Below are 22,018 nucleotides of genomic sequence, written 5' to 3'. Positions count from 1 at the left end.
GCACAACGACGCGGAGGACGGCGTGGACTCCGTCCTGCGCGTCGTTGTGCGTGGCGCCGCCCCGGGCGGTCAGCCCGCCTGGGCTCCCGTGTGCAGTGCCAGCGCACCGCGGGCAGGCACCTCGGCCTGGACGGTGCCGTCGTCGCCGACCGTCACCGTGTTGCCGTCGCAGTCGTCCGGCGAGGCCTCGGCGACGTTGCAGTAGGTACCGCCGGGCAGGGACGTCGTGAACGACTCCGTCAGAGCGTCGTCCCCGTCGTTCAGTGCGACGAATCCCTTGTCGCCACGGCCGAACGCGATGGCGCTGCCGCCGTTGTCCCACCAGTCGGTCAGCTCGGCCGAGCCCACCTCGTTGCGGAAGCCGACCAGTCCGGTGATCACCTGCTGGGTGTGGGTGTTCGTCCAGCCGTCGCCGCCGCTCGGCGGGCCGGCGTCCGCGTCCGACCACTCGTAGCCGGAGTACACGTTCGGCGAACCGTACGGCGAGGCCAGCATGAAGACGTTCGCGAGGGAGTACACCGCGCCGTCCTTGTAGGACAGGGTGGAGCCGTTGCGTTCGGTGTCCCAGTTGTCGACGAACGTCCGCGCGGAGCCGCTGTCCAGCTTGCCGTCCGCGATGGACTTCAGCTGGGCGATGCTGCCGCCCTCGAAGGCGCTCTTGAGGTGGCCGCCGTAGCGGAATTCGTCCACGTCACCGACTTCGGTGTACTCCTCGGGCTGTACGGCTTCGCCGCCTCCCTGGATGACCTCCGAGACCCAGAAGCCCGGATCGCTCATCTTCCCCTTGATCGCGGCGACATCGTCGGCGGCGATGTGCTTGGCCGCGTCGATGCGGAAGCCGTCGGCCCCCAGGGACCGCAAGTTGTCGAGGTAGGCGGCGATGGTCGAGCGGACCCCGTCGCTGCCCGTGTCGAGATCGGACAGTCCCACCAGTTCGCAGTTCTGTACGTCGTCGCGGTCCGTGTAGTCCGAGATGTCGCTCCGGCAGGTGTGGAAGTCGGCGTCCCCGAAGTATCCGGGGTAGTCGTACTTCGTGTAGGCCGTCCCACCCGTGCCCGTCCCGGACCCGGCTGCCATGTGGTTGATGACGGCGTCGGCGATGACCTTGACGCCCGCGGTGTGACAGGCGTCCACCATGGCGGCGAAAGCGTCGCTGTCGCCGAGCCGTCCGGCGATCTTGTAGCTGACCGGCTGGTAGGACGTCCACCACTGGTCGCCCGCGATGTGCTCGCTGGCGGGTGACACCTCCACGTAGCCGTAACCGGCAGGGCCGAGCTGGTCGGTACAGGCGGTCGCCACATCCGCGAACGGCCGCTCGAACATGGTGACGGTGACGTCCTTCTCACCGGGCGGCGTCGCCTGCGACTGCCAGGGTGCGAGCGCGGCGAGACCGGCAACGGTCATGACTCCGGCGAGCGTTCCGCCGATCAGGCGGAATCGGTGCTGCATGTGCGGCTCCTTCGGCAACAGGGCACGGCTGTGCCCTCGAAGGCAGCCACGCGCCAGGCTGCCGTGGGGGGAACGAATGGGAGCCTGCCGCTCCGCCCGTACCGCCGTCAAGGACTTCTGCAAGTTCTTTCAGATTCTTGCGCAACCCCATCGGCCCCTCGGCTACCGTCAGTTCGCCCGCCCGGGTGGCCCGGGTCACGAGGACGGCGGCGGAAGGAGCCCGGCCGCCCGCCGCAACGACACCGCGTGCCGGGCCAGTTCGGGTTCGCTCCCGCGGTCCGCCGGCATCGACGCCATCAGGGCGAGCCGGTCGCGCCAGGTGCTTCCGGCCAGCGGCACGGCCACGGCGTGCATTCCGCACACCGACTCACCGGCACTGTCGGCGCGGCCGTCGGCGCGGATCCCGGCCAGCTCGGAGAGCAGGGCGGTACGGGAGACCAGGGTACGTCCCGTGACACCGGGCAGCCGCTCATCCGGGTAGAGAGCACAGACCTGTTCGCCGGTCAGCTGGGCGAGCAGCACCTTGCCCGCCGAGGTGGCGTGTGCGGGATGGACGCGTCCGGTCTCCAGGACGGCACGCACGGGGTGCGACGATTCCCGGCCATCGGTGATGATGACTTGGTCGCCGATCAGGGCGGCGGTACTGATCGTCTCCCCCGTGGCGGTGGCCGCCGCGTCCAGCACCACCTGCAGGCGCGTCCGGATCCCGGGGCCGTAACCCGCCGGGCGGCCCAGAGTGACCAGTTCGGGTCCCGCGGAGTAGCCGCGACCCGAGGTGTCACGGGTGGCGAAGCCGCGCGATTCGAGGGTGCTGAGCACGCGGTGCGCCGTGGAGCGGGCCACGTCCAGCTCCCTGGCCGCGTCGGTGACCGACAGGGTGTCGTGGGTCAGGAAGAGACGCATCAGGCGCAGCCCGGTGTCCAACGACTCGATGATGTAGCTCCTGGGGTCGGCCATGGGGTCCTCTCGGTCGTGTCACGGGCCGTGTTCCGACGCGGCGTCGGCCCCCATGATTCCGGGTCGGTGCCGTCACTGTCCGTCCGACCGTCCTGACCGGACTTCGGCCGTGCCGTTTGGATCGGCCTGAGCAGGGTGGACGTACGACCCGACGGCTCGGGCTGCCCCGCTCGTCCGGGACGACGCCCTGCGCTCGGCCGCCGTACCGAAGCTGTCGACGGCCGACCTCGCTCGCCGCCTTCCTCGCCCTCCACCGGCGGCCCTGACGGCCACCTGATCAAGACCGACACCTCTTCTTAGGTTAGGCTAAGCTTCCCGCGCCCGGGTTGGCCCAGGGTGTGCCATCAACGGAGGGACCTGATCCATGGACGTGGTCGTCGTCAAGTTCGGCGGCCACGCCATGGTCGACGCGGGCCTTCAACGCTCCTTCGCACTCGACGTGGTGGAGCTGTGGCGTGCCGGTCTGCGCCCGGTCGTGGTGCACGGGGGCGGGCCGCAGATCAACGCGATGCTCGATCGACTCAGCCTCGAAACCCGCTTCGAGGCGGGGATGCGGGTGACCACCCCGGAGATCATGGAGGTGGTGCGCATGGTGCTGACGGGGCAGGTCCAGCGAGACCTGGTCGGCCACATCAATGCCCATGGGCCCTTCGCCGTCGGCATGACGGGTGAGGACGCGCACACGATGACGGCCGTCCGGCGGCCGGTCTGGGTCGACGGCCGCCCCGTGGACATCGGCCTGGTCGGCGACATCGTGCACGTGAACCCGGCCATGCCGCGCCTGCTCCTGGAGCAGGGCAGCATTCCGGTGGTCTCCCCCGTGGCGCGCGGCGAGGACGGGCAGGTCTACAACGTCAACGCCGATCTCGCGGCGTCGGCCCTGGCCGTGGCACTCGACGCCGAGCGACTGGTCATGCTCACCGATGTGGAGGGCCTGTACGCGAATTGGCCGGACAGCACCGATGTGATCGAGCGGGTGACCGCCGAGGCACTGGACGATCTGCTGCCGGGGCTGACGAGCGGGATGCTGCCCAAGATGGAGGGCTGCCTGCGGGCCGTCCGAGGCGGCGTCCGCAGGGCGCACGTGCTCGACGGGCGCGTGCCGCACGCGGTGCTGCGCGGAGTCCTCGACGAGAACAGCCCGGGGACCACCGTGGTGCCCGACAGTGACGGGGGCCGTGGTCCGGGCGGCGTACGACCGCCGTGCACCGCGCGGGCCACACAGACCGCCGGCCGGAGCTGACGGCTCGCTCTCACCGAGTGAGTGCCCGCACCCGCGCGTCGCGCCGGGGGTCCGGGGGCTTCGCCCACGCCCGGGGCGCGCCGCTCACGGCCGCGAATCCGTGCCGCGGGAACAGGCCGCCGTAACCGGTCGTCGCCGTGAAGAGGGCCCCGAGGGACCGGCCGCGCGAACACGCCGGCACGGCGCGCGGGAGCCAGGCCCCCACGCCGCGTCCCTGACTGTGCCCGGCGTGCTCGTGCCGGAGTGGACGTCGGTGCCCGCCCCCGACGCGTCCGCCGCGTCGGACCGCCGGTGATTCAGGCGCCTGAGCTCATCCTCGGGAGCTGTCGATGGCATGCAGAGCGGGCGACATGACACCACTCCCCGTCAACAAGGCGCCGACGGCCCGCGCTCTCGTGTGCGTACCCGCGCCACTCCGGACAGAATTCGGAGGCACGATCCCGTCCGCCCGTCAGAAGGAGTGCACCATGTCCATCCGCCGCGTCATGCCGGACATCCACTCGCAGGACCTGGAGGAGAGTCGCGGCTTCTACGAACTCCTGGGGTTCCAGGAGGTCATGAACCTCGGCTGGGTCATGACGCTCGCCTCTCCCTCCAACCCCACGGCACAGGTCACCTTCATGAGCCGCGACAGGACGGCGCCGGTCATCCCCGACATGAGTGTGGAGGTGGACGATGTGGACGCGGCCTACGCGGTCATGCGGGAGAGCGGCGCGGAGATCGTGCACCCCCTGCGGGACGAGGAGTGGGGCGTGCGCCGGTTCTTCGTCCGCGACCCCGACGGCCACGTGGTCAACGTGGTGGGCCATCTCTGATCCCCCGCCCGTTGCTCCCCGTCGCCCGTACCCCCGGGCGTGCGCCGTTCGTGCGAAAGAGCCCGCCGGCCCGCGCGTCCGGAGCGGGAGGAGGAGGACTTCACCACCGGATGCGCGACTGTGGTGCCCGGAGCGAGCCGGATCCCCGGCTCCGGGTCCCAGAGCGTCCGGAGGTGTCGTGTGGCCGGCCTTCAGCTGTCGGTCGTCGTGCCCTGCTTCAACGAGGCGGAGGGCATCACCTCCTTCCACAGGGCACTGACCGCCGTCCTGGAAGGACTCGATGAGACCTTCGAGATCTGCTACGTCGACGACGGCAGCAACGACCGCACACGGCTGCTGATCGGCGCGTTCGCCGCGCGGGACGAACGGACCCGCTACACGGCGTTCAGCCGGAACTTCGGCAAGGAGGCCGCCATGCTCGCCGGTCTCCGCATGGCGCGGGGCGCCGCCGTGGTGATCATGGACGCCGATCTCCAGCACCCGCCCGAACTCGTCCCGCGCATGCTCGAACTGCACCGGCACGGCTACGACCAGGTCATCCCGCGTCGTGACCGAACCGGTGAGGGCATGGCCCGCAGCGCTCTCAGCCGTGCCTACTACGCCGTCGTACGCCGCTGTGTGGACGTGGAGCTCCTGGACGGAACCGGGGACTTCCGGCTGCTGTCCCGACGAGCGGTGGCGAGCGTCCTGTCCATGCCGGAGAGCAACCGCTTCTCGAAGGGGATCTTCTCCTGGATCGGCTTCGACACGGTCAGCTTCCGCTACCGGAACAGCGAGCGCGTGGCGGGCCGCTCGAAATGGGGAAGCCGGCGCCTGCTGAACTACGGCATCGATGGTCTCCTGTCCTTCAACAACCGCCCGCTACGACTCGCCATCTACACCGGCTTCTGGGTCTTCCTCTCGGCACTGGCGTACGCGGTGTGGACGGTGGTGACCGTCGTGCTGCACGGCGCCGACACCCCCGGATACGCCACCCTGCTCACCGCGGTGGTGGCTCTCAGCGGCATCCAGCTGGTCACCCTCGGGGTGATCGGCGAGTACGTGGGCCGCATCTATCACGAGGCGAAGCACCGTCCGCCCTACGTCGTGCGGGAGACCGACGAGAGCGGTCCCGTGCTGTCGGACCGCCCGCCGCCCCAGGTGAGCGACGGGCTGGACGCACTCGTCCCGCCCCGGACCCGCACCGCCCGCCAGTTCGGCAGTTTCGTCCTGGTGGGGTGCGTCAACACAGCGGTCTATCTGGGTGTCTACGCCGTCCTGAACCGATGGATCCCCTATCTGGCCGCCCATGTCATCGGCTACGCGGTCAGCATCGTGTGCTCGTTCCTGCTCAACTCCTATGTCACCTGCCGGACGAGACCTACGTGGCGTGCCTTCGTGCGCTATCCCGTGTCGAGCGCAGTCAATCTCGTGGCGTCGGGCGCTCTGCTCTACGGCGCCGTCACCGGTCTCGGCCTGGACAAGAATCTGGCCGCGCTCGTCGCCGGTGTCCTGGTCACCCCGGTCTCCTTCCTGCTGGCCCGGTGGGCGATCATGTCGGGCCGCCGGGAGGGCATGCCCCCAGGTGTACGGCCGCAGGAACAGCAGGTGGGCGCGCGGGACGGTGCCCTGGACGCCCCGGCCTCCGATCTCCCCCTCCACGCCACCGAGGACCGGTGAACACCGATGTCCGACAGCACTCCGGAATCCGCGGCACCTGACCGGCCGGACGCCACCGGGCGGCTGGATCTGCGGGACCCACGAGGCGTTGCGGGACGGCCGCGGCGCACCCTTGGGCCAGATGCGCGGACCTCGATCTGGGTGACCGCACTCGCGCTCCCGCCGCTCGCACTGCTCGCAGCCGCCGCCTGGTTCGGGCGGTCGGTGCGGCCGGGCGCGGACGACTGGTGCTTCCTGCCCGTCGTGCGGGACCACGGGGTCACGGGTCTCGTCGGAAAGTTCTACTTCGAGGACAACGGGCGGGTCGTCAACGCCGTGCTGGTCGGCGCCTATGCGAAATTTCAGGTCGCGGGCCACCAGTGGTTCGGCCTGGTCAGCGGTGTACTGACACTCACGGTGCTGTGGGCGGCGACCGTGCTCGCGCTGCGGCGACTGCGGCTCACCGTGCCGCGCGGACTGCCGCTGCTGGTCTCGGCGATGGCGACCGCGCTGTTCCTGTTCGTCACGCCCAACACCTACAAGACGTTCTACTGGCCGGCCGCGTCGGTCTCCCACACGATGCCACCGGTGCTGGCCTGCGCCGCGCTGCTCCCGTTCCTGGTGGCGCGATCGCGCCGGGGCAAGAGCGTTGCTCTCGCCGTGGCCCTGTGCGCCGGTGCGGTCATCGGCACGCTCTCGGAGGAGACCGCGATCGTCGTGGTGGTGGGGCTGGCCACGGTTTTTCTGCTCAGTTGCCGTGCCACCGCCCGGCCTTCGCGGCGCTTCCTGCGCCTCTGGTGCGCCGCGGGCATCTCCGGGGTCGTCGCCGGGGGCCTCGTCCTGATCGCCTCGCCCGGCTCGAACAGCCGACGGGGCAGGTTCGGGGCGGGTACGACGTCCATGGTCGCGCCCGAATCGCTCGCGTCCTCCCTGCGCGGATTCGGGGAGATCGCCCTGAGCGTCGCCAGCACCTGGCAATACGCCGGGGCGCTCGCGGTGGGGGTGCTCCTGGGGTTGTTGTGCGGACGCCCGGAAGGGAGCCCGCCCCGACCGCCCGCCGGGTGGTTTCTGACGGCCTGTGCCGCGGTGGCCGCGCTCCTGGTGTCGGGCTTCCTCTGCACCGTCATCGCCTACCCGGTGTTCCAGGACAGGGTGGCCGCTCCCAGCGCGGCCCGGCTCTGGAACGACTACCTGCTGGTGTACGTGGCCCTGCTCATCGGCGCCGGTGCGCTGCTGGGGTCGGCGGCCCGCCTGCGCACGCGGCGTACCGGCCCGTTGCAGGCCGTGTGCGCGGTGCTCTGCGTCCTGGTCTGCTTCGCACCCGCTCTCACGCTGCTCGACCTCGACACGGATCTGCGCGCACGGGCCGGGAAGTGGGACGCCCAGGACCGGCGGCTGCGCGAGGGTGCGAGCGCCGGTGCCCGGGTCCTCCCGTACGAGCCTCTGGTGATCAGCCAGATGCTGGAGCCGTTCAGCCGGCGTGGGCGCTCCTACTGGCCCGGTGGATGCGTCGCCGATTACTACCGGATCGACCGCGTCACCGATGCCTCCCGTCCCTCTGCCGGTGACTGACGGATCAGCTCGTCTCCCGGCTACTGCTATTGTTCTACTTGAATGCAAACAAGTAGAGGGGGGAGAAAGATGACTGCCATCAGAAGGAGCACTCTGACGGCCGTTCCGTTCGGCGTCGCCACCGCCGCCTACGCGGGTGTTTTCCTGGCGAACAACGACCGGTTGCCTGACCGGATCGCCACCCACTTCTCGACGGGCGGCGGCGCGGACGACTACATGAGCCGGACCACCGCCCTGTGGTTCGGGTGCGCTCTGCTCGTCGGTCTCGGGCTGCTGTTCGCCGTCCTGCCCCTGGTCTCCAGGGGCAGCGGTGGATCGAAGCTGAATTCCGCGGTCGGGGCCGGCACCGCGGTCACGGTCGGCTATCCGCTGATCCTCACCGTCCTGATCAACAGGGACGTACAGGACCCGTCCGAGGTGCACATGCCCGTGTGGCACATCGCGGTCATGCTCGCCGCGGGGGCGGCCACCGGCGCCCTGGCCTGGCGGCTGATGGGCCCTGAACCGCGCCCCGAGCCCGCACCACCGGCCCGCTCACTGCCGCTGGCCAAGGGGGAAGTGGCCGCCTGGAGCCGCACGGTCGTGTCCCGCGTGATGCTGAGCGTGGCCGGCGTGCTCACGGTCGCCGGGATCTCCGTCCTGACGTTCGGCCCCTTGGGGTCAGGGCTGCCGCCGCTCGTCATCGGCCTCCTCTGCGCCACGTTCACCGGCATCCGGGTCACCGTCGACCGGCGCGGACTCACCGTCGCGTCGACGATCCTGCCCAGGCCACGGCTCGCGCTGCCTCTCGACAGGATCGCCGGCGCCGACAGCGTCCGGATCAACGCGACGGCGGACTTCGGCGGCTGGGGCTACCGGATCCGTCCGAACAGGCGCGGCGTGATACTCCGTTCCGGAGAGGCACTCTCGGTCCGCACGGCACAGGGACGCGAATACGTGGTCACGGTCGACGATTCGGCCACCGCGGCCGCCCTCCTCAACAGCCTGACGGAACGCCACGCAAGGGAGCGGTACTAGTCGTGCTCTTCCGGGTACTCCCCGGCTCACCCGTGCCGCTGGGTGAGCAGATCGCCGCCTGCGTGCGGGGGGCGATCGCCGACGGTTCGGCGGCCCCGGGCGAGCGGCTGCCGTCCGCCCGTGAGGTCGCCGAGTCGTTGGGCGTCAATGTGCACACCGTGCTCCGCGGTTATCAGCGACTGCGCGACGAGAGCCTGATCGAGCTGCGCCGCGGCCGGGGCGCGGTGATCACCGCGGCGCCCGGCGCCGCCGGTCAGGCCAGGCTCACCGATGCGGTGCACGGCCTCATCGCCCAGGCGCGCGAACTCGGCCTCACGGACCAGGAGTTCCTTGCCCTGGTGCGCAGCGGCCTGGCGGGCGCGCCGGCGCCCGCCGCCCTCGGGGTTCACCCCTCGGATCAGTAACACGCGTGACACACGCGCCTGTTGAAGCAGGCCCGGAGTGATCATAGACTTCATCGCCGTCGGCTCCGGTTCTCGTCCGCGCCTGTGATCCAGCTCCGCGGACATGCGTGACCAGCGTGCGCTTCTCACGGCGGCCCGGAGTCCGCTGCTCGTGCCTGCACCACTGCGACACCCCGTATCCACCCAGCCGGGAGAAGCATGTGAGAGCACGTCGTACGGCCCCATGGGCCGCCTCCGCACTCGTCACCGCCCTCGCGCTGACCGGCGTACTCGCCGGCCCAGCGGCCGCCTCCGCGCCCACCGCGGCGCAGGACCGTGCGGGACAGGTCGCCACCGCGACCGGCCCCGTCACACATCAGGACAACGACCGCGTCCCCGAGGGCTCCCTCTGGACGCAGCACTATTTCCCGTCCTCGGACCGCTCGGGCACCGAACTGCACGCCGACGTGCTGCTGCCCGAGGCGCTGCCGAAGAAGGCGAAGGTGCCCGTCATCCTCTCGGTCGGCCCGTACTTCGGTCACTCCGGACAGTCGGACGCCGAAGGATGGACCCACACCGGCCCCTCCGACCGCTTCCAGGACTTCATCGAGGGCACCGACCTGTTCGATCAGGGCTACGCCTTCGTCATGGTGGACCTGCGCGGCTTCGGCGGTTCCACCGGCTGCCTCGACTGGGCCGGGCCCGGCGAGCAGGCGGACGTGAAGGCGGCCATCGACTGGGCGGCGAAACAGCCCTGGTCCACGGGCGCGGTCGGCCTGTACGGAAAGTCCTACGACGCGGTGACGGGCCTCATCGGCAACAATCTGGACCAGGGCGCGCTCAAGGCCGTCGTCGCCCAGGAGCCCGTCTGGGACATGTACCAGTACATCTACTCCAACGGCGTACCCCGTCCGAACGTCACAGGTACCGCCAACGCCTACAACTCCATCGCCACGCTCGGCCAGCTGCCGGACGACGACCCGCACTACCTGGCCAACTCGCGGTACGAGGAGGCTCATCCGGAGTGCCTGACGCAGAACGCGGCGGGGTACCGGATATCCGACCGGAGCGATCCGTTCTGGAAGTCGCGGGACCTGGCGAAGGCCGCCAAGGGCACCGACACCCCGCTCTTCGTGACCCAGGGGTTCATCGAGAACAACACCAAGCCCGAGGAGATGCAGGAGTACCTGGACAACCACAAGGGACCCGAGCGCGGCTGGGTCGGCCAGTGGGAGCACGTACGCGGCGGGGAGCGCACCGCTGACGGGCGGCTGTCCATGGGACGCGAGGGCTGGTACGACGAGACCCTCTCCTTCTACGACCAGTACCTCAAGGGCGTCAGGCCCACGGTCGGCCACCCGGCCTACTCCGTCGAGGACTCCACCGGCGCGTGGCGGGCCCAGAAGACCTGGCCGGTCGTGGACCGCTCCGTCACCCTCCCCGTCGGCGGCGGCTCGTACGTGGACGACGGCGGCCTCTCCTCGCTCGCCGCACTGGCCACGTCCGGCCTTACGGCACTACCGGAACGGCTGAAGGCCTCCGGTGACTGGGACATGGAGAACGCGCCCGCGACCGATCCGGCCGCACCGGAGAAACTGGCCGGCGGAGGGGACCTGCTCCGACAGACCGGCGCGGTCACATCGAGCTTCGTCGTCCGGTCCAAGGCACTCGAGAAGGACGTGCGGATCACCGGCACCCCGCGGATCTCCCTGACCGCGAAGGGACAGGGCAACGTCATGCTCAAGCTGTACGACGTGTCCCCGGACGGCAGCGCCGTGATGTTCGACGAGCAGGTCTCGCTGCTGAGCACCGGCAGGCTCACCGTCGATCTCAAGGCCACCGACTGGAAGCTGGCGGCCGGACATGTCCTGGCGGTGGAGATCGGGTCCATCCGGACGGGCTCATGGCGCGACACGCCTTCCGGCGAGAAGATCACGGTGAAGGGCGCACAGCTGCGACTCGCCCTGGACGACCCCTCCGACGACGTCCCCACCCAGGGAGACCGTTCGCCGTATCTGGACACCTATCTGAGTCAGTACACGGTGGACCTGCCGGCCGGTCCCGCCACGTTCACCGTGCTCCCCGGAGGCCGCCTCTGATCCTCGGCGCGTGTCCGGCGGTCGGGGCGTCGGCTGTAGGGTCGACGCCCCGACCGGCGGAAGGCGGCGGTATCGCATGCGGGTGACGATGACGAGCGCGTCCGCGGCACGGCCCGGCCGTGTGAACGAGGACTTCGCGGGCGCGGTGCCGACAGCGGCCGTGCTGGTCGACGGCGCGGGCATTCCCGGCTCCGGGTGGACCTGTTCGCACGGGGTGGCCTGGTACGCCACCCGCCTGGGAGGCAGCCTCCTCGGCCTCCTGTCACTCGTGCGGGACCGCAGCCTGCCGACGCTGCTCGCCGAGGCGATCGAGCAGGTGACGGACGTTCACCGGGACACCTGTGACGTCGCCGATGTCATCAGCCCGTCGGCGGCCGTGGCCGTCCTGCGTGTGTCCGGCGGCCTCGCCGAGTGTGCGGTCCTCGGCGACGCGACCGTCGTGCTCGACAGGACGGACGACGCTCCGCTCGTCCTCTCCGATCCCCGGGAGGTGGTCATCAGCCGGTCCTACGAATCCGCCCTCGACGCCGCAGCCCGGGGCAGTGACACCTACCTCCGGGTGCTCGGGGACCTGCGCTCCCACCGGAACCGGCCGGGCGGCTTCTGGGTGGCCAAGGACGACCCGCGGGCCGCGGACGAGGCGGTCACCGGAAGCTGCCCGGTCTCCGCACTGTCCGGTGCCGCCCTGCTCAGCAACGGCGCGAGCGGCATCGTGGACCGGTTCCGGCTGTGCGACTGGCCTGAGGTCATGACCGTCCTGGCGTCGGACGGGCCCGCCGAAATCATCCGCCGGGTCCGGCAGGCGGAGGCGCGCCACGCCGCGGCGGCGGACGATGCGACGGTGGCGTACTGCACCGGCCTCGGCGCGCCCTGACACCCGTACACCGGGACACCGGCCCTCACCCCACCGGGGGCAGGTCCAGGTGTTCCCGCAGGGTGGTGCCGGTGTATGCGGTGCGGTAGACGCCCCGTTCCTGGAGTTCGGGGACGAGCTTGTCGACGATGTCCGTGACGGAGGCCGGAAGCAGGTGCGGCAGGAGGTTGAAACCGTCGACGGCGCGGGTGCTGACATAGCGGGTCCACTCGTCGGCGATGGCCGAAGGCGTCCCGACGAACGACGAGTGTCCTGGAGACACCTCCAGCACCAACTCACGTATGGAAAGGCCGCGTTCGGCCGCCTGTTCCCGCCATTTCCGGATCAGGGCGGCCTTGCCGCTGCGGCGTTCGATGGAGATCGTGCCGCGTGAGGGGTCGAGCTCGCTCTCGCTCGGCTCGATGTCGGGCAGCGGACCGTCGGGGTCGTAGGCGGACAGATCGGTGCCCCAGTACTGCTCCAGGAAGGCGATCGCCCGCGGTCCGTTGACCTGCTCACCGCGCACCCAGCGTGCCTTCTCCTCCGCCTCGGCCGCCGTGTCGCCGAGTACGACGCTCGCTCCCGGCAGGATCCGCAGCGAGTCCGGGGTCCGGCCGTGGCGGGCAAGCCGGTCGCGCAGGTCGGCGGCGTAGGCCACAGCCTTGCCGTATTCGGTGTTGGCGGAGAAGACCACATCGGCGTGGCGCGCGGCGAGTTCACGGCCGCCGTCCGAGTCCCCGGCCTGGAACAGCACCGGGCGGCCCTGCCGGCTGCCCGGCACGGTGGCGGTGGCGCGCAGGGCCACGAGGTCGCTGTCGCGCTCCACCGGGCTGATCGAGCCGGGCCTGGCCCAGTTCGCGGCGTCACGGCCCTCGGGCGCGACGGCGTCCGGGTCCCAGGACGCCCACAGCTCCTTGGCCGCATCGACGAACTGCCCCGCGCGCTCGTAGCGGCGTTCGTGCTCCAGCCAGCCTCCGTGCCGGAAGTTGGCTCCGGTCCAGGCGTTGTCCGTGGTGACGATGTTCCAGCCGGCCCGGCCCTCGGACAGCAGGTCGAGGCTGGCCAGCCGACGGGCCAGGTCGGCCGGGTAGTTGTAGGTGGTGTTCTGGGTGGCCACCAGGCCGATCCGCTCGGTCACGGCGGCGAGCGCGGACAACTGCGTGATCGCGTCGGGCCGTCCGGCCACGTCGAGGTCGAAGACCTTGCCGCGGTTCTCGCGTACCCTCAGCCCCTCCCCGAGGAAGAACGCGTCGAACAGGCCTCGTTCCAGGACCTGCACGATCTCGGTGAACGTCTCGAACGCGGTGTGCGAGGGCGCTTGCGGATCCGCCCAGATGAGCTGCGGCCCGACGCCGGTGAAGAACACACCTAGGTGGAGCTGCGGACGGGGGTTCTGTTCGGTCATGACACTCACCTCAGGTGTTCGATGCGGCGGCGGCGAATCGGTTCGCGGGACGGGCAAGGCCGAGCGTGTCGCGCAGGGTGGCGCCTGGCCGGCGGTTCGGCCCTGGCCCGGCCACCCTCGGCAGCACGCGCTCGGCCAGGACGGGCAGGTCGACGGCGAGTACGGCCGGATGCAGCCGCACTCCGTCGACCGAGTCGGCCAGCTCGCGCAACAGCTCCAGCAGCGACTCCGGGGAGCCGGTGTGACGCAGCCTTCCGGACTCCGGCCGGCCGGCTGCGGCGTCCAGTTCGGCGAGCCGGTCCGTGGCCGGGACCGCGGCGTCCAGGACCACTTCCACCTCGGCGAAGACCAGGGGCGCGCCCGCTTCCCTCGCCGTGGCCGCGCGGGCCGCGACCTCGGCGACGCCGGGCCGCCCGACCAGGACCACGTCGGCGCGTGCGTCGGCGTCCAGCGCGTCGGGAACCAGTACGACGATCTGGCCCTGCGGCGGACGCGGGGTGATCAAGGGCCCCTTGACGGTGAAGGACGCGCCTTCGAAGTCGATGTGATGCACCCGTCGCGAGTCCAGGAACCGGCCGCTCGCCACGTCCTTGATGACCGCGTCGTCCTCCCACGAGTCCCACAGGGCGCGGGCGGCGCCGATGACGTCCGCCGTCTCACGGGCCAGCGCGACGGTGGAGAGTGCCGCTCCCCCGACGGTGGCGAGGTCGTCCTCGCCGGCCGCCGCACCGACCACCCAGCCGGCCCTGCCATGGGAGGCGTGGTCCAGGCTCGCCAGCTGGGTGGCGAGATGGAACGGTTCCGTGGTGGCCACGTGCAGGGTGGGCGCGAGGCCGATCCGGCCGGTCAGGGGCGCGACGTAGGAGGCGCGGGTCCCGGCCTCCAGTCGTCCTGCTGCCGCCGGGCCCGCCCCTGGTGGCAGGGGCGAGTCGGCGAAGGTGACGAGGGCGAACCCCGCGTCCTCGGCGGTGGCGACCACATCGCGCAGCGCGCGGGGGCCGAGGACGGCGCCCGGCGGACGTCCCGAGTGGCGCCAGGCGGCGGGATGGGCGCCGTCGCCGTCGGCTTCCAGGGCGATACGCAGGCCGGCGAGCCCGGCTGCTCGGTCAGTCATGGGGTGTACCTCCGGTCGGAGTGGAGCCGTTGACAAGAAAGTGGGCGGGGGCGCGGCAGGCCTGTGCGGCGGAGCTGGGGTGCGCAGGACACGGAGTTGACCGCGAACACCCCGCCGTGCCGATCAGGGTGATCAGCACTCCGGCGATCGCTGGGCCGATCAGCCGGGCCGCGTTCGGGGACAGGAGGTTCAGTCCTGCCGCGTCGGTGATCAGGGATCCGCCGACCAGCTCCGTGACGAAGGAGAGGGCCCACAGCAGCAGGGTGCGTCGGTCGTGCCGGTCTGCGAGCACCCCTCCCCACAGGCCGAACAGCAGAACCGGGGCGAACTGCAGACCGGCCGGCCATCCGACGGCGGTTCCGGTGTCGGAGATCAGCCCGGTGCTCCAGTAGGTCCAGGTAGTCACGCACCCGGAGTGCGGCGAACGCGCCGGGGCGTGCGGTGCTCTTGGGCACCGTGATCCTCTCGGTCAGGTATGCGGGCATGCCGGAAGCACCGGCTGCCGGGCACGGGAACAAGGGAAAGGAGGCGCGCGGGGAGCGCAGCCCGGGTGATCGTGAAACGCGCGTTCAGGGCGCGGTGAGGCCCGGAGCGAACAGCACGTACGCGCTCAGCGGCGCGGGGGCGTCCCCGGACACAGCGCGCTGCTCACCCTGAGCAGGTCGACGTGACGACGGGCGACCAGGAGTCCGAAGACCCCGGCGTGGGTCGGCATGCGGTCGTCGCGCTCGCGGACGGATCGCGCCTGCATGCCGGTCACCTCACAGCCGTGGGGTCGGTCAGCGGCTCGACGGGGGGCCGCTGATGCGTGTGGTCTCCTCACGTTAACCGTTGACCCACGGTTGAACAATGGCGTGCCGGGGGGCAGCCAAGGCCTTCTTCTCATACCGGTGTTCGGGCTGGTACGTTGCGTGGCAATGTCCCTGGTGGAGGATGCCAGGTGTTCGAAAGGACCGCGTTTCTCATGCCGCACCAGCCGACTGCCGCCGGGGCCCTGCCCCCGAGCCGCGTTGCTGGTATGCGCCGCGCGGGATTCTTCCTTCCGCGCCTCGCGGCCCGTCGCCACATCGATCTGCACCGCGTCTCCAGCGCCATCTGTCAGGCCTGACCTCACCCCTGCCTGACCGGCCCGCGTCACGGCCCCCGCCTGCCTCTGCTCACGCCCTTGTCCGAGCAGGTCAACCGCCGTGCCCCGGCATCCTCCCTTTTTCTGGAGAAACACTGATGTCCGGACCACGTCCGCAGCACCGTTCTGCCCTGGCCTCGCTCGCCGCCGTCACCGTCCTGTCGCTCTCGGCCACCGCCTGCTCCTCGTCCACCGCCGACAGTGCCGGCGGCTCCGCCCCGCACTCCGGGGGACAGCTGACCTTCGCCCTGGCATCCGACCCGATCTGCGTCGATCCGCAGCAGGCGGGCAACAACGACGCGATCTATCCGGCCCGCCAGTTGGTGGACTCACTGACCGACCAGGACCCCAGGACGGGGAAGATCGTGCCCTGGCTGGCGAAGTCCTGGGAGGTGAGCAAGGACGCGAAGACCTTCACCTTCCACCTGCGCGACGGGGCGACCTTCAGCGACGGCACCCCGGTGAACGCTGCTTCGGTGAAGAGCAACTTCGACGGCATCATCGAGCTGGGTGCGAAGGCGGTACTCGGCAGCAGCTATCTGGACGGCTACAAGAGCACCACCGTCGTCGACGAACAGACCGCCGAGGTCACCTTCTCCACCCCGAACGCACAGTTCTTGCAGGCCACTTCCACCTTCACACTCGGGCTGCTCGCCGAGTCGACGGTGAAACTGCCCGCCGACGAACGGTGCACGGACAACCTGGTGGGCTCCGGACCGTTCACGCTCACCGACTACACACCGAACAAGTCGGTGGAGGAGCGCCGGCGCTCCGGATACGACTGGGGATCCTCGCTGTGGAGCCGCAAGGGCCCCGCCTACCTGGAGAAGCTGTCCTTCAAGGTGATCCCCGAGTCAGGGGTGCGCACGGGCAGCCTGCAGTCGGGTCAGGTCGACGCGGTCGGCGGAGTGGCGCCGCAGGACGAGGACGGGCTGAAGGGCGCCGGTTTCACCTTGCTGAGCCGGGCGAACCCAGGGCTGCCGTTCGCCCTGTCGGCGAACGTGGCCCGGCCCATCACCAAGGACATCAAGGTCCGCCGGGCGATCCAGAAGGCCGTCGACCGGCAGGAGATCGTCGACACCGTCCTGAGCGGCAGCTACAAGCCGGCCACGAGTGCGCTCGCGAGCACCACCGCCGACTACACCGACCTGGGTGACCGGCTCGGCCATGACGCCGCGGGAGCGGCGAAGCTGCTCGACGAGGCGGGGTGGCGGACCGGCTCGGACGGCATCCGTACGAAGAACGGCAAGAAGCTCTCCCTCAAGGTCGTGTGGGCGTCCAACTTCGGCCCCAACCAGACCGCCCTGGAGCTGATCCAGCTGCAGCTGAAGAAGGTCGGCATCGACATCACCCTGCAGTCCACCACCATCGGGGACTTCGTCTCCCTCCGGCAGAAAGGTGACTACGACTTCTCCTGGGGCAACTCCACTCGGGTGGACCCCGACATCCTTCGTACCGGATTCTCCGGTCAGCTGCTCAACTTCGGCCATCTCTCCGACAGTGAGCTCGACGGCGTCCTGGACCAGCAGGCCGCCGCGAGCGACCCGTCGCAGCGCGGAGCGTACGTCGCTCAGGCCCAGAAGACCGTGCTGGACAAGGCCTACCAGATCCCGGCATTCGAACTGACCACCGTCCTCGGCCTGTCCGAGAAGGTCCACGAACTGGACTTCGAAGCCTCGTCCAGGCTGCAGTTCCACGACACGTGGCTGTCATGAGGAAGTATCTGGCACGACGGCTGGCGCAGTCGGTGTTCGTCCTGTGGGCGGCGTTCACCCTGTCCTTCGCCGTCCTGTACCTGCTGCCCGGCGACCCGGTGTCGATCATGGCGGCGGGCGGTGGTGAGACCAACGACATCGGCCCTGAACAGCTCGCCGAGCTCAGGAAGTCGTACGGGTTCGACAAGCCGGTCGTCGAGCAGTACGGCACGCAGCTCTGGCACGCGCTCCAGGGGGACTTCGGAAGCTCGGTGCAGAGCGGCGACGACGTCGGTCATCTGATCGCCTCGAACCTGCCGGCCACTCTGGAACTCACCTCGGCGGCCCTTCTGCTCGCGCTGGTCCTGGGCGCGGGCGTGGCACTCATCGGTACGTACACCCGGTGGCGCTGGCTGCGACAGGCGCTGCTCTCGCTGCCGGCACTCGGCGTCTCCGCACCGTCGTTCCTGGTGGGCCTGGTCCTGGTGCAGTTCTTCTCGTTCCGCTGGGGACTGCTGCCCGCCATCGGCAACGAGGGCTCCGGCAGCCTGGTCCTGCCGGTGATCACCTTGTCCCTGCCGACCGGCGCGGTGATCGCCCAGGTCTTCGCCAAGAGCCTGCGGACCACTCTCGCCGAGCCCTACGTCGAGACTGCCCTGGCCAAGGGCGCGAGCCGGGGGCGTGTGCACCTGCGGCACGCCGCCCGTAACGCGTCCATCCCACCGCTGACGGTGCTGGGCATACTGACCGGCAATCTGCTGGCGGGCTCGGTGGTCGTGGAGACGGTGTTCTCCCGGACCGGGGTGGGGCGGATCACCGCGACGGCGGTGAGCGCCCAGGACATTCCGGTGGTGCAGGGTCTGGTGGTGTTCGGCGCCCTGGTGTTCGTGCTGGCGAATCTGGCGGTCGACCTCGTCTATCCGCTGCTCGATCCACGGATAACGACGGCCGGGGCGGTGGCGCGATGACCGAGCTCATGACCGCCCGGGCACTGACCGGCGCGGCGCAGGGCACGCGCCCGCCGGCGCCCGACGGCTCCGTCCGCGAGGGGGCAGGGAAACGCGCACGGCGCCTGGCCGGGTTCCTGCTCCGCTCCCCCGGTCTCGTGCTGTCGGTCGTGCTGGTGACGCTGGTGATCGTGTCGGCGTTCTTCCCCGGGGTGTTCACCTCGCAGGACCCGCTCTCCGGGGTGCCACGCGACAGGCTTCGGAGTCCCGGTGCGGCTCATCTCTTCGGCACCGACCAGCTGGGCCGTGATCTGTTCGCCCGGGTGGTCCACGGCGCGGCGCTGTCGCTCCAGGCGACCGTGGTGGCGGTGGCCGTGGGCCTGGTGGTGGGATCGCTGCTGGGACTGCTGGCCGGGTTCATCGGTGGGCGCCTCGACGACATCCTGATGCGCGTGGTGGACGTCCTGCTGGCGATCCCGGGCCTGCTGCTGTCCCTGGCCGTGGTGACCGCGCTGGGATTCGGCACCGTCAAGGTCGCGATCGCGGTGGGCATCGCCAGTGTGGCGAGTTTCGCCCGTGTCATGCGCTCCGAGGTGCTGCGGGTGCGCAGCGCGGTGTACGTGGAGGCGGCACACTCCTCCGGAGCCCGCCACCTCTCGGTGCTGTTCCGTCATGTGCTGCCGAACTCCGCCGGTCCTGTACTGGTGTACGCCGCCGTCGACTTCGGCGCGGTCATCCTGCAGGTGTCCACGCTGAGCTTCCTCGGCTACGGAGCCGTCCCGCCGGCACCCGAATGGGGCTCACTGGTCTCGGGCGGGCGGGACTACCTGGCCACGGCGTGGTGGCTGACCACCCTGCCGGGCCTGACCATCGCGGCCACCGTGCTGGCCGCCAACCGGATCTCCCGGGCGCTCGACGGGGAAGGCAGGGAAAAGCGATGAGCGGCGAACCACTGCTCGACGTACGCGGGCTGCGGGTGTCCTACCGCACTCGTTCGGGCATCGTGCCGGCCGTGCGTGGGATCGATCTGACCGTCGGGGCGGGCGAAGTCGTCGCGGTGGTCGGTGAATCGGGCTCGGGCAAGAGCACGACGGCGCACTCGGTCATCGGGCTGATGCCGGCCGGGGGCGCACTGGAGGGCGGCGAAATCCTCTTCGACGGTGTCGATCTGGCCCGGGTGAAGGACAAGGAGCTCCGGGCGCGGCGCGGCCGGGACATCGGGCTGATCCCGCAGGATCCGATGGTGTCGCTCAACCCCGTGCAGCGCGTCGGGACCCAGGTCGCCGAGGTGCTGCTGATCCACGGGCTCGCCGACCGGGACACCGCGGCGGAGCGCGCTGTGGAGATCCTCGGGCAGGCAGGTCTGCCCGACCCCGGGGTTCGGGCCAGGCAGTATCCTCACGAGCTCTCCGGCGGTATGCGGCAGCGGGTGCTGATCGCCATCGCCGTGGCCGCCAGGCCCCGGCTGGTGATCGCCGACGAGCCGACCAGCGCCCTGGACGTCACGGTGCAACGGCAGATCCTGGACCACATCGGGAGCCTCACCCGGGAGTCGGGCACCGCCGTCCTGCTGATCACCCATGACCTCGGGGTCGCCGCGGACCGGGCTCAGCGCATCGTGGTCATGTCCCAGGGCGAGGCCGTCGAGACCGGCTCCACGGAGCAGGTGCTGAACGACCCGCGGCACGCCTGCACCAGGCGACTGCTGGCCTCAGCACCGAGCCTGGCGGGTGGCCGTCTCGTGGCCGAGCGCAGGGGTGCCACCGCGCCGTCCGGCGCACCCGGTGCATCCGGCGCACCCGGTGCATCCGGTGCACCGTCGGGAGGCGCACGGGAGGATCTGCGCAAGCGTGACGCGGCCACGGATCTCGTCGTCGCCCGGAACCTGGTGAAGGACTTCCCGCTGCCCGGCCGGACGGGTGGGGCCAGGACGCTGCGTGCCGTCGACGACGTCAGCTTCGCCATCGGCCACGGCGAGACGTTCGCGCTGGTCGGGGAGTCGGGCTCCGGCAAGTCCACCACGGCACGCCTGGTGGTGCGGCTGGCGGATCCCTCGCAGGGCGCTGTCACCTTCGACGGACAGGACATCACGGGCCTGCGCGGCGGCGCGTTGCGACGGCTGCGGCGGCGCATGCAGATCGTGTACCAGAGCCCGTACGCGTCCCTGGACCCACGCCAGTCCGTCGCCGAGGTGATCGCCGAGCCGCTGCGGGCGTTCGGTGTCGGCAGCCGCAGGGAACGCACGGAGCGGGCGTCCGACCTGCTGGAACGGGTGGCGCTCCCGGTCTCCGTGCTGCGGCGCAGGCCGTCCGAGCTGTCCGGCGGCCAGCGGCAGCGGGTGGCGATCGCCCGGGCGCTCGCCCTGGAGCCCGACCTGGTCGTGTGCGACGAGCCGGTGTCGGCGCTCGACGTGTCCGCGCAGTCGCAGATACTGGAACTGCTCGTGGATCTCCAGCGCGACCTGGGCCTGAGCTACCTCTTCATCTCCCACGACCTGGCCGTGGTACGCCAGATCGCCGACCGGGTGGGGGTGATGCGGCACGGTCGTCTGGTCGAGACGGGCACGACCGACGACATCTTCGCGGCGCCTGCCGATCCGTACACGAAGGAGCTGCTCGCCGCCATCCCCGGCGGCCTGCAGGTGGCCGCCGCCACCTGAATCCCGCACAGCCCCGCTCGACGCAAGGAGCACCGCATTGGACGTCCACGCATCGCTGACCGACGTGGTCGGCAACACGCCGCTGGTGCGGCTCAACCGCGTCACGGGCACGGTGTCCGTACCCGTCTACGCCAAACTGGAGTACGTCAATCCGGGCGGCAGTGTGAAGGACCGTATCGCTCTGTCGATGGTGGAGGCGGCCGAGGAGGCCGGGCTGCTCCTGCCGGGCGGCACCATCGTCGAGGGCACATCGGGCAATACGGGGGTCGGCCTGGCCATGGTCGCCGCGCAGCGCGGCTACCGCTGTGTCTTCGCGATCCCGGAGAAGAGCAGCACCGAGAAGATCGCCGTACTGCGCGCCTACGGTGCCGAGGTCATCGTCTGCCCCAGCGATGTGCCGCGCGAGGACCCCTCCCATGTGCACTCCGTGGCCGGCCGTGTGGCCGCCGAGACACCGGGCGGCTGGCTGGCCGACCAGTACGACAATCCGGCCAACCCTCTGGCCCACCACCGCACCACGGGGCCGGAGATCTGGCGGCAGACCGACGGGCGCATCACGCATCTGGTGTCCGGGATCGGCACGGGCGGCACCATCACCGGGACCGGCGGGTATCTCAGGGAGGTGAGCGGTGGCCGGGTGACGGTCGTGGGCGCCGACCCCGAGGCCTCGCTCTACTCCGGCGGCGACGGCAGCCCGTACGACGTGGAGAGCATCGGCCGGTTCCGCCACCCCGAGACGGTGGACGACACCTGGCCGCAGTCCTACGACCCGGGGGTCGTGGACCGGTTCGAGCGGATCAGTGACCGCGACTCCCTGCTGACCGCCCGGCGTCTGGCCCGGGAGGAGGGGCTGCTCGTCGGCGGCTCCGCGGGCACGGCGGTTGCGGCCGCCCTGCGGGTGGCGGCCGAACTGGGCCCGGACGACCTCGTGGTGGTGCTGCTGCCGGACTCCGGCCGCAACTATCTGTCCAAGGTCTTCGACGACGACTGGCTGCGCGGTCTCGGCCTGCTGGAGGACGACGACCCCGCCGGGGCCACGGAGACCGC

The 22,018-nt window shown here is 70.7% G+C and carries 19 protein-coding genes and 1 pseudogene; 14 read left to right on the top strand and 6 right to left on the bottom strand.

The features are described 5' to 3' along the window. Positions 1–69: 69 nt before the first annotated feature. Positions 70–1,449: an alpha-amylase family protein gene (locus AB0C75_RS16275; protein WP_362891194.1), complete on the bottom strand. Its 1,380-nt coding sequence runs from the start codon at positions 1,447–1,449 to the stop codon at positions 70–72. A 195-nt stretch (positions 1,450–1,644) separates the two neighbouring features. Further along, entirely contained in the window at positions 1,645–2,406 is a 762-nt protein-coding gene (locus AB0C75_RS16270) for an IclR family transcriptional regulator (protein ID WP_362891192.1), read from the bottom strand. Positions 2,407–2,770: 364 nt separating this feature from the next. Here AB0C75_RS16270 and argB point away from each other — a divergent pair, with 364 nt between their 5' ends. The 8 genes from argB (at position 2,771) to AB0C75_RS16230 (ending at position 12,047) form a co-directional block, all read left to right on the top strand. Next, positions 2,771–3,649 carry an acetylglutamate kinase gene (gene argB / locus AB0C75_RS16265; RefSeq protein WP_362891190.1) on the top strand — a complete coding sequence of 293 codons (879 nt, stop codon included), beginning with the start codon at positions 2,771–2,773 and terminating at the stop codon, positions 3,647–3,649. Positions 3,650–4,116: 467 nt separating this feature from the next. Continuing rightward, positions 4,117–4,464, top strand: a complete 348-nt coding sequence (locus tag AB0C75_RS16260) for a VOC family protein (protein ID WP_362891188.1) — start codon at positions 4,117–4,119, stop codon at positions 4,462–4,464. Between the two features lie 180 nt (positions 4,465–4,644). Further along, positions 4,645–6,123 carry a glycosyltransferase gene (locus AB0C75_RS16255; protein ID WP_362891186.1) on the top strand — a complete coding sequence of 493 codons (1,479 nt, stop codon included), beginning with the start codon at positions 4,645–4,647 and terminating at the stop codon, positions 6,121–6,123. Positions 6,124–6,129: 6 nt separating this feature from the next. After that, a complete protein-coding gene (locus AB0C75_RS16250) occupies positions 6,130–7,674 on the top strand; it encodes a DUF6056 family protein (RefSeq protein WP_362891185.1) in 1,545 nt (514 codons plus the stop codon). A 69-nt stretch (positions 7,675–7,743) separates the two neighbouring features. Then, positions 7,744–8,691, top strand: a complete 948-nt coding sequence (locus tag AB0C75_RS16245) for a DUF1648 domain-containing protein (RefSeq protein WP_362891183.1) — start codon at positions 7,744–7,746, stop codon at positions 8,689–8,691. Positions 8,692–8,693: 2 nt separating this feature from the next. Next, a complete protein-coding gene (locus AB0C75_RS16240; protein ID WP_362891181.1) occupies positions 8,694–9,095 on the top strand; it encodes a GntR family transcriptional regulator in 402 nt (133 codons plus the stop codon). A 200-nt stretch (positions 9,096–9,295) separates the two neighbouring features. Further along, a complete protein-coding gene (locus AB0C75_RS16235; protein WP_362891179.1) occupies positions 9,296–11,173 on the top strand; it encodes a CocE/NonD family hydrolase in 1,878 nt (625 codons plus the stop codon). 76 nt (positions 11,174–11,249) lie between these two features. Next, positions 11,250–12,047: an integrase gene (locus AB0C75_RS16230; protein WP_362891177.1), complete on the top strand. Its 798-nt coding sequence runs from the start codon at positions 11,250–11,252 to the stop codon at positions 12,045–12,047. A 25-nt stretch (positions 12,048–12,072) separates the two neighbouring features. Here the strand turns inward: AB0C75_RS16230 and AB0C75_RS16225 are convergent, their stop codons facing one another. The 4 genes from AB0C75_RS16225 to AB0C75_RS16210 form a co-directional block, all read right to left on the bottom strand. Further along, the gene (locus AB0C75_RS16225) at positions 12,073–13,431 is read right to left on the bottom strand and encodes an NtaA/DmoA family FMN-dependent monooxygenase (protein WP_362891175.1); all 1,359 of its coding nucleotides are present in this window, start codon (positions 13,429–13,431) and stop codon (positions 12,073–12,075) included. A gap of 10 nt (positions 13,432–13,441) precedes the next feature. Continuing rightward, a complete protein-coding gene (locus AB0C75_RS16220; RefSeq protein ID WP_362891173.1) occupies positions 13,442–14,545 on the bottom strand; it encodes an LLM class flavin-dependent oxidoreductase in 1,104 nt (367 codons plus the stop codon). Beyond that, entirely contained in the window at positions 14,538–14,951 is a 414-nt protein-coding gene (locus tag AB0C75_RS16215; protein WP_362891171.1) for a hypothetical protein, read from the bottom strand. The genes AB0C75_RS16220 and AB0C75_RS16215 overlap by 8 nt, the downstream gene beginning before the upstream one ends. A 204-nt stretch (positions 14,952–15,155) precedes the next feature. Further along, positions 15,156–15,296 (bottom strand): putative leader peptide, encoded by a 141-nt coding sequence (locus AB0C75_RS16210; protein ID WP_362891169.1) that lies wholly within the window; start codon positions 15,294–15,296, stop codon positions 15,156–15,158. A 213-nt stretch (positions 15,297–15,509) separates the two neighbouring features. On the opposite strand from AB0C75_RS16210, the gene AB0C75_RS16205 reads away from it, so the two are divergent. The 6 genes and pseudogenes from AB0C75_RS16205 to AB0C75_RS16180 all read left to right on the top strand — a co-directional run. Next, positions 15,510–15,653, top strand: a complete 144-nt coding sequence (locus tag AB0C75_RS16205; RefSeq protein ID WP_362891206.1) for a putative leader peptide — start codon at positions 15,510–15,512, stop codon at positions 15,651–15,653. Positions 15,654–15,769: 116 nt separating this feature from the next. Beyond that, complete coding sequence (locus AB0C75_RS16200) at positions 15,770–17,386, top strand: ABC transporter substrate-binding protein (protein WP_362891167.1); 1,617 nt, start codon at positions 15,770–15,772, stop codon at positions 17,384–17,386. After that, complete coding sequence (locus AB0C75_RS16195; RefSeq protein ID WP_362891165.1) at positions 17,383–18,333, top strand: ABC transporter permease; 951 nt, start codon at positions 17,383–17,385, stop codon at positions 18,331–18,333. The genes AB0C75_RS16200 and AB0C75_RS16195 overlap by 4 nt, the downstream gene beginning before the upstream one ends. Beyond that, positions 18,330–19,253: an ABC transporter permease gene (locus AB0C75_RS16190; protein ID WP_362891163.1), complete on the top strand. Its 924-nt coding sequence runs from the start codon at positions 18,330–18,332 to the stop codon at positions 19,251–19,253. Before AB0C75_RS16195 ends, AB0C75_RS16190 begins: the two co-directional genes overlap by 4 nt. Beyond that, a complete protein-coding gene (locus AB0C75_RS16185; protein WP_362891161.1) occupies positions 19,250–20,971 on the top strand; it encodes an ABC transporter ATP-binding protein in 1,722 nt (573 codons plus the stop codon). The genes AB0C75_RS16190 and AB0C75_RS16185 overlap by 4 nt, the downstream gene beginning before the upstream one ends. 37 nt (positions 20,972–21,008) lie before the next feature. Next, a pseudogene (locus AB0C75_RS16180) lies at positions 21,009–22,001 on the top strand (pyridoxal-phosphate dependent enzyme); the annotation flags it as partial. Between the last annotated feature and the right edge of the window lie 17 nt (positions 22,002–22,018).

Origin of the sequence: Streptomyces sp. NPDC048565 (assembly GCF_040650935.1) — a bacterium.
In the GTDB taxonomy this organism is placed as follows: Bacteria; Actinomycetota; Actinomycetes; order Streptomycetales; family Streptomycetaceae; genus Streptomyces.
This window is presented reverse-complemented; position numbering and strand designations above follow the sequence as displayed.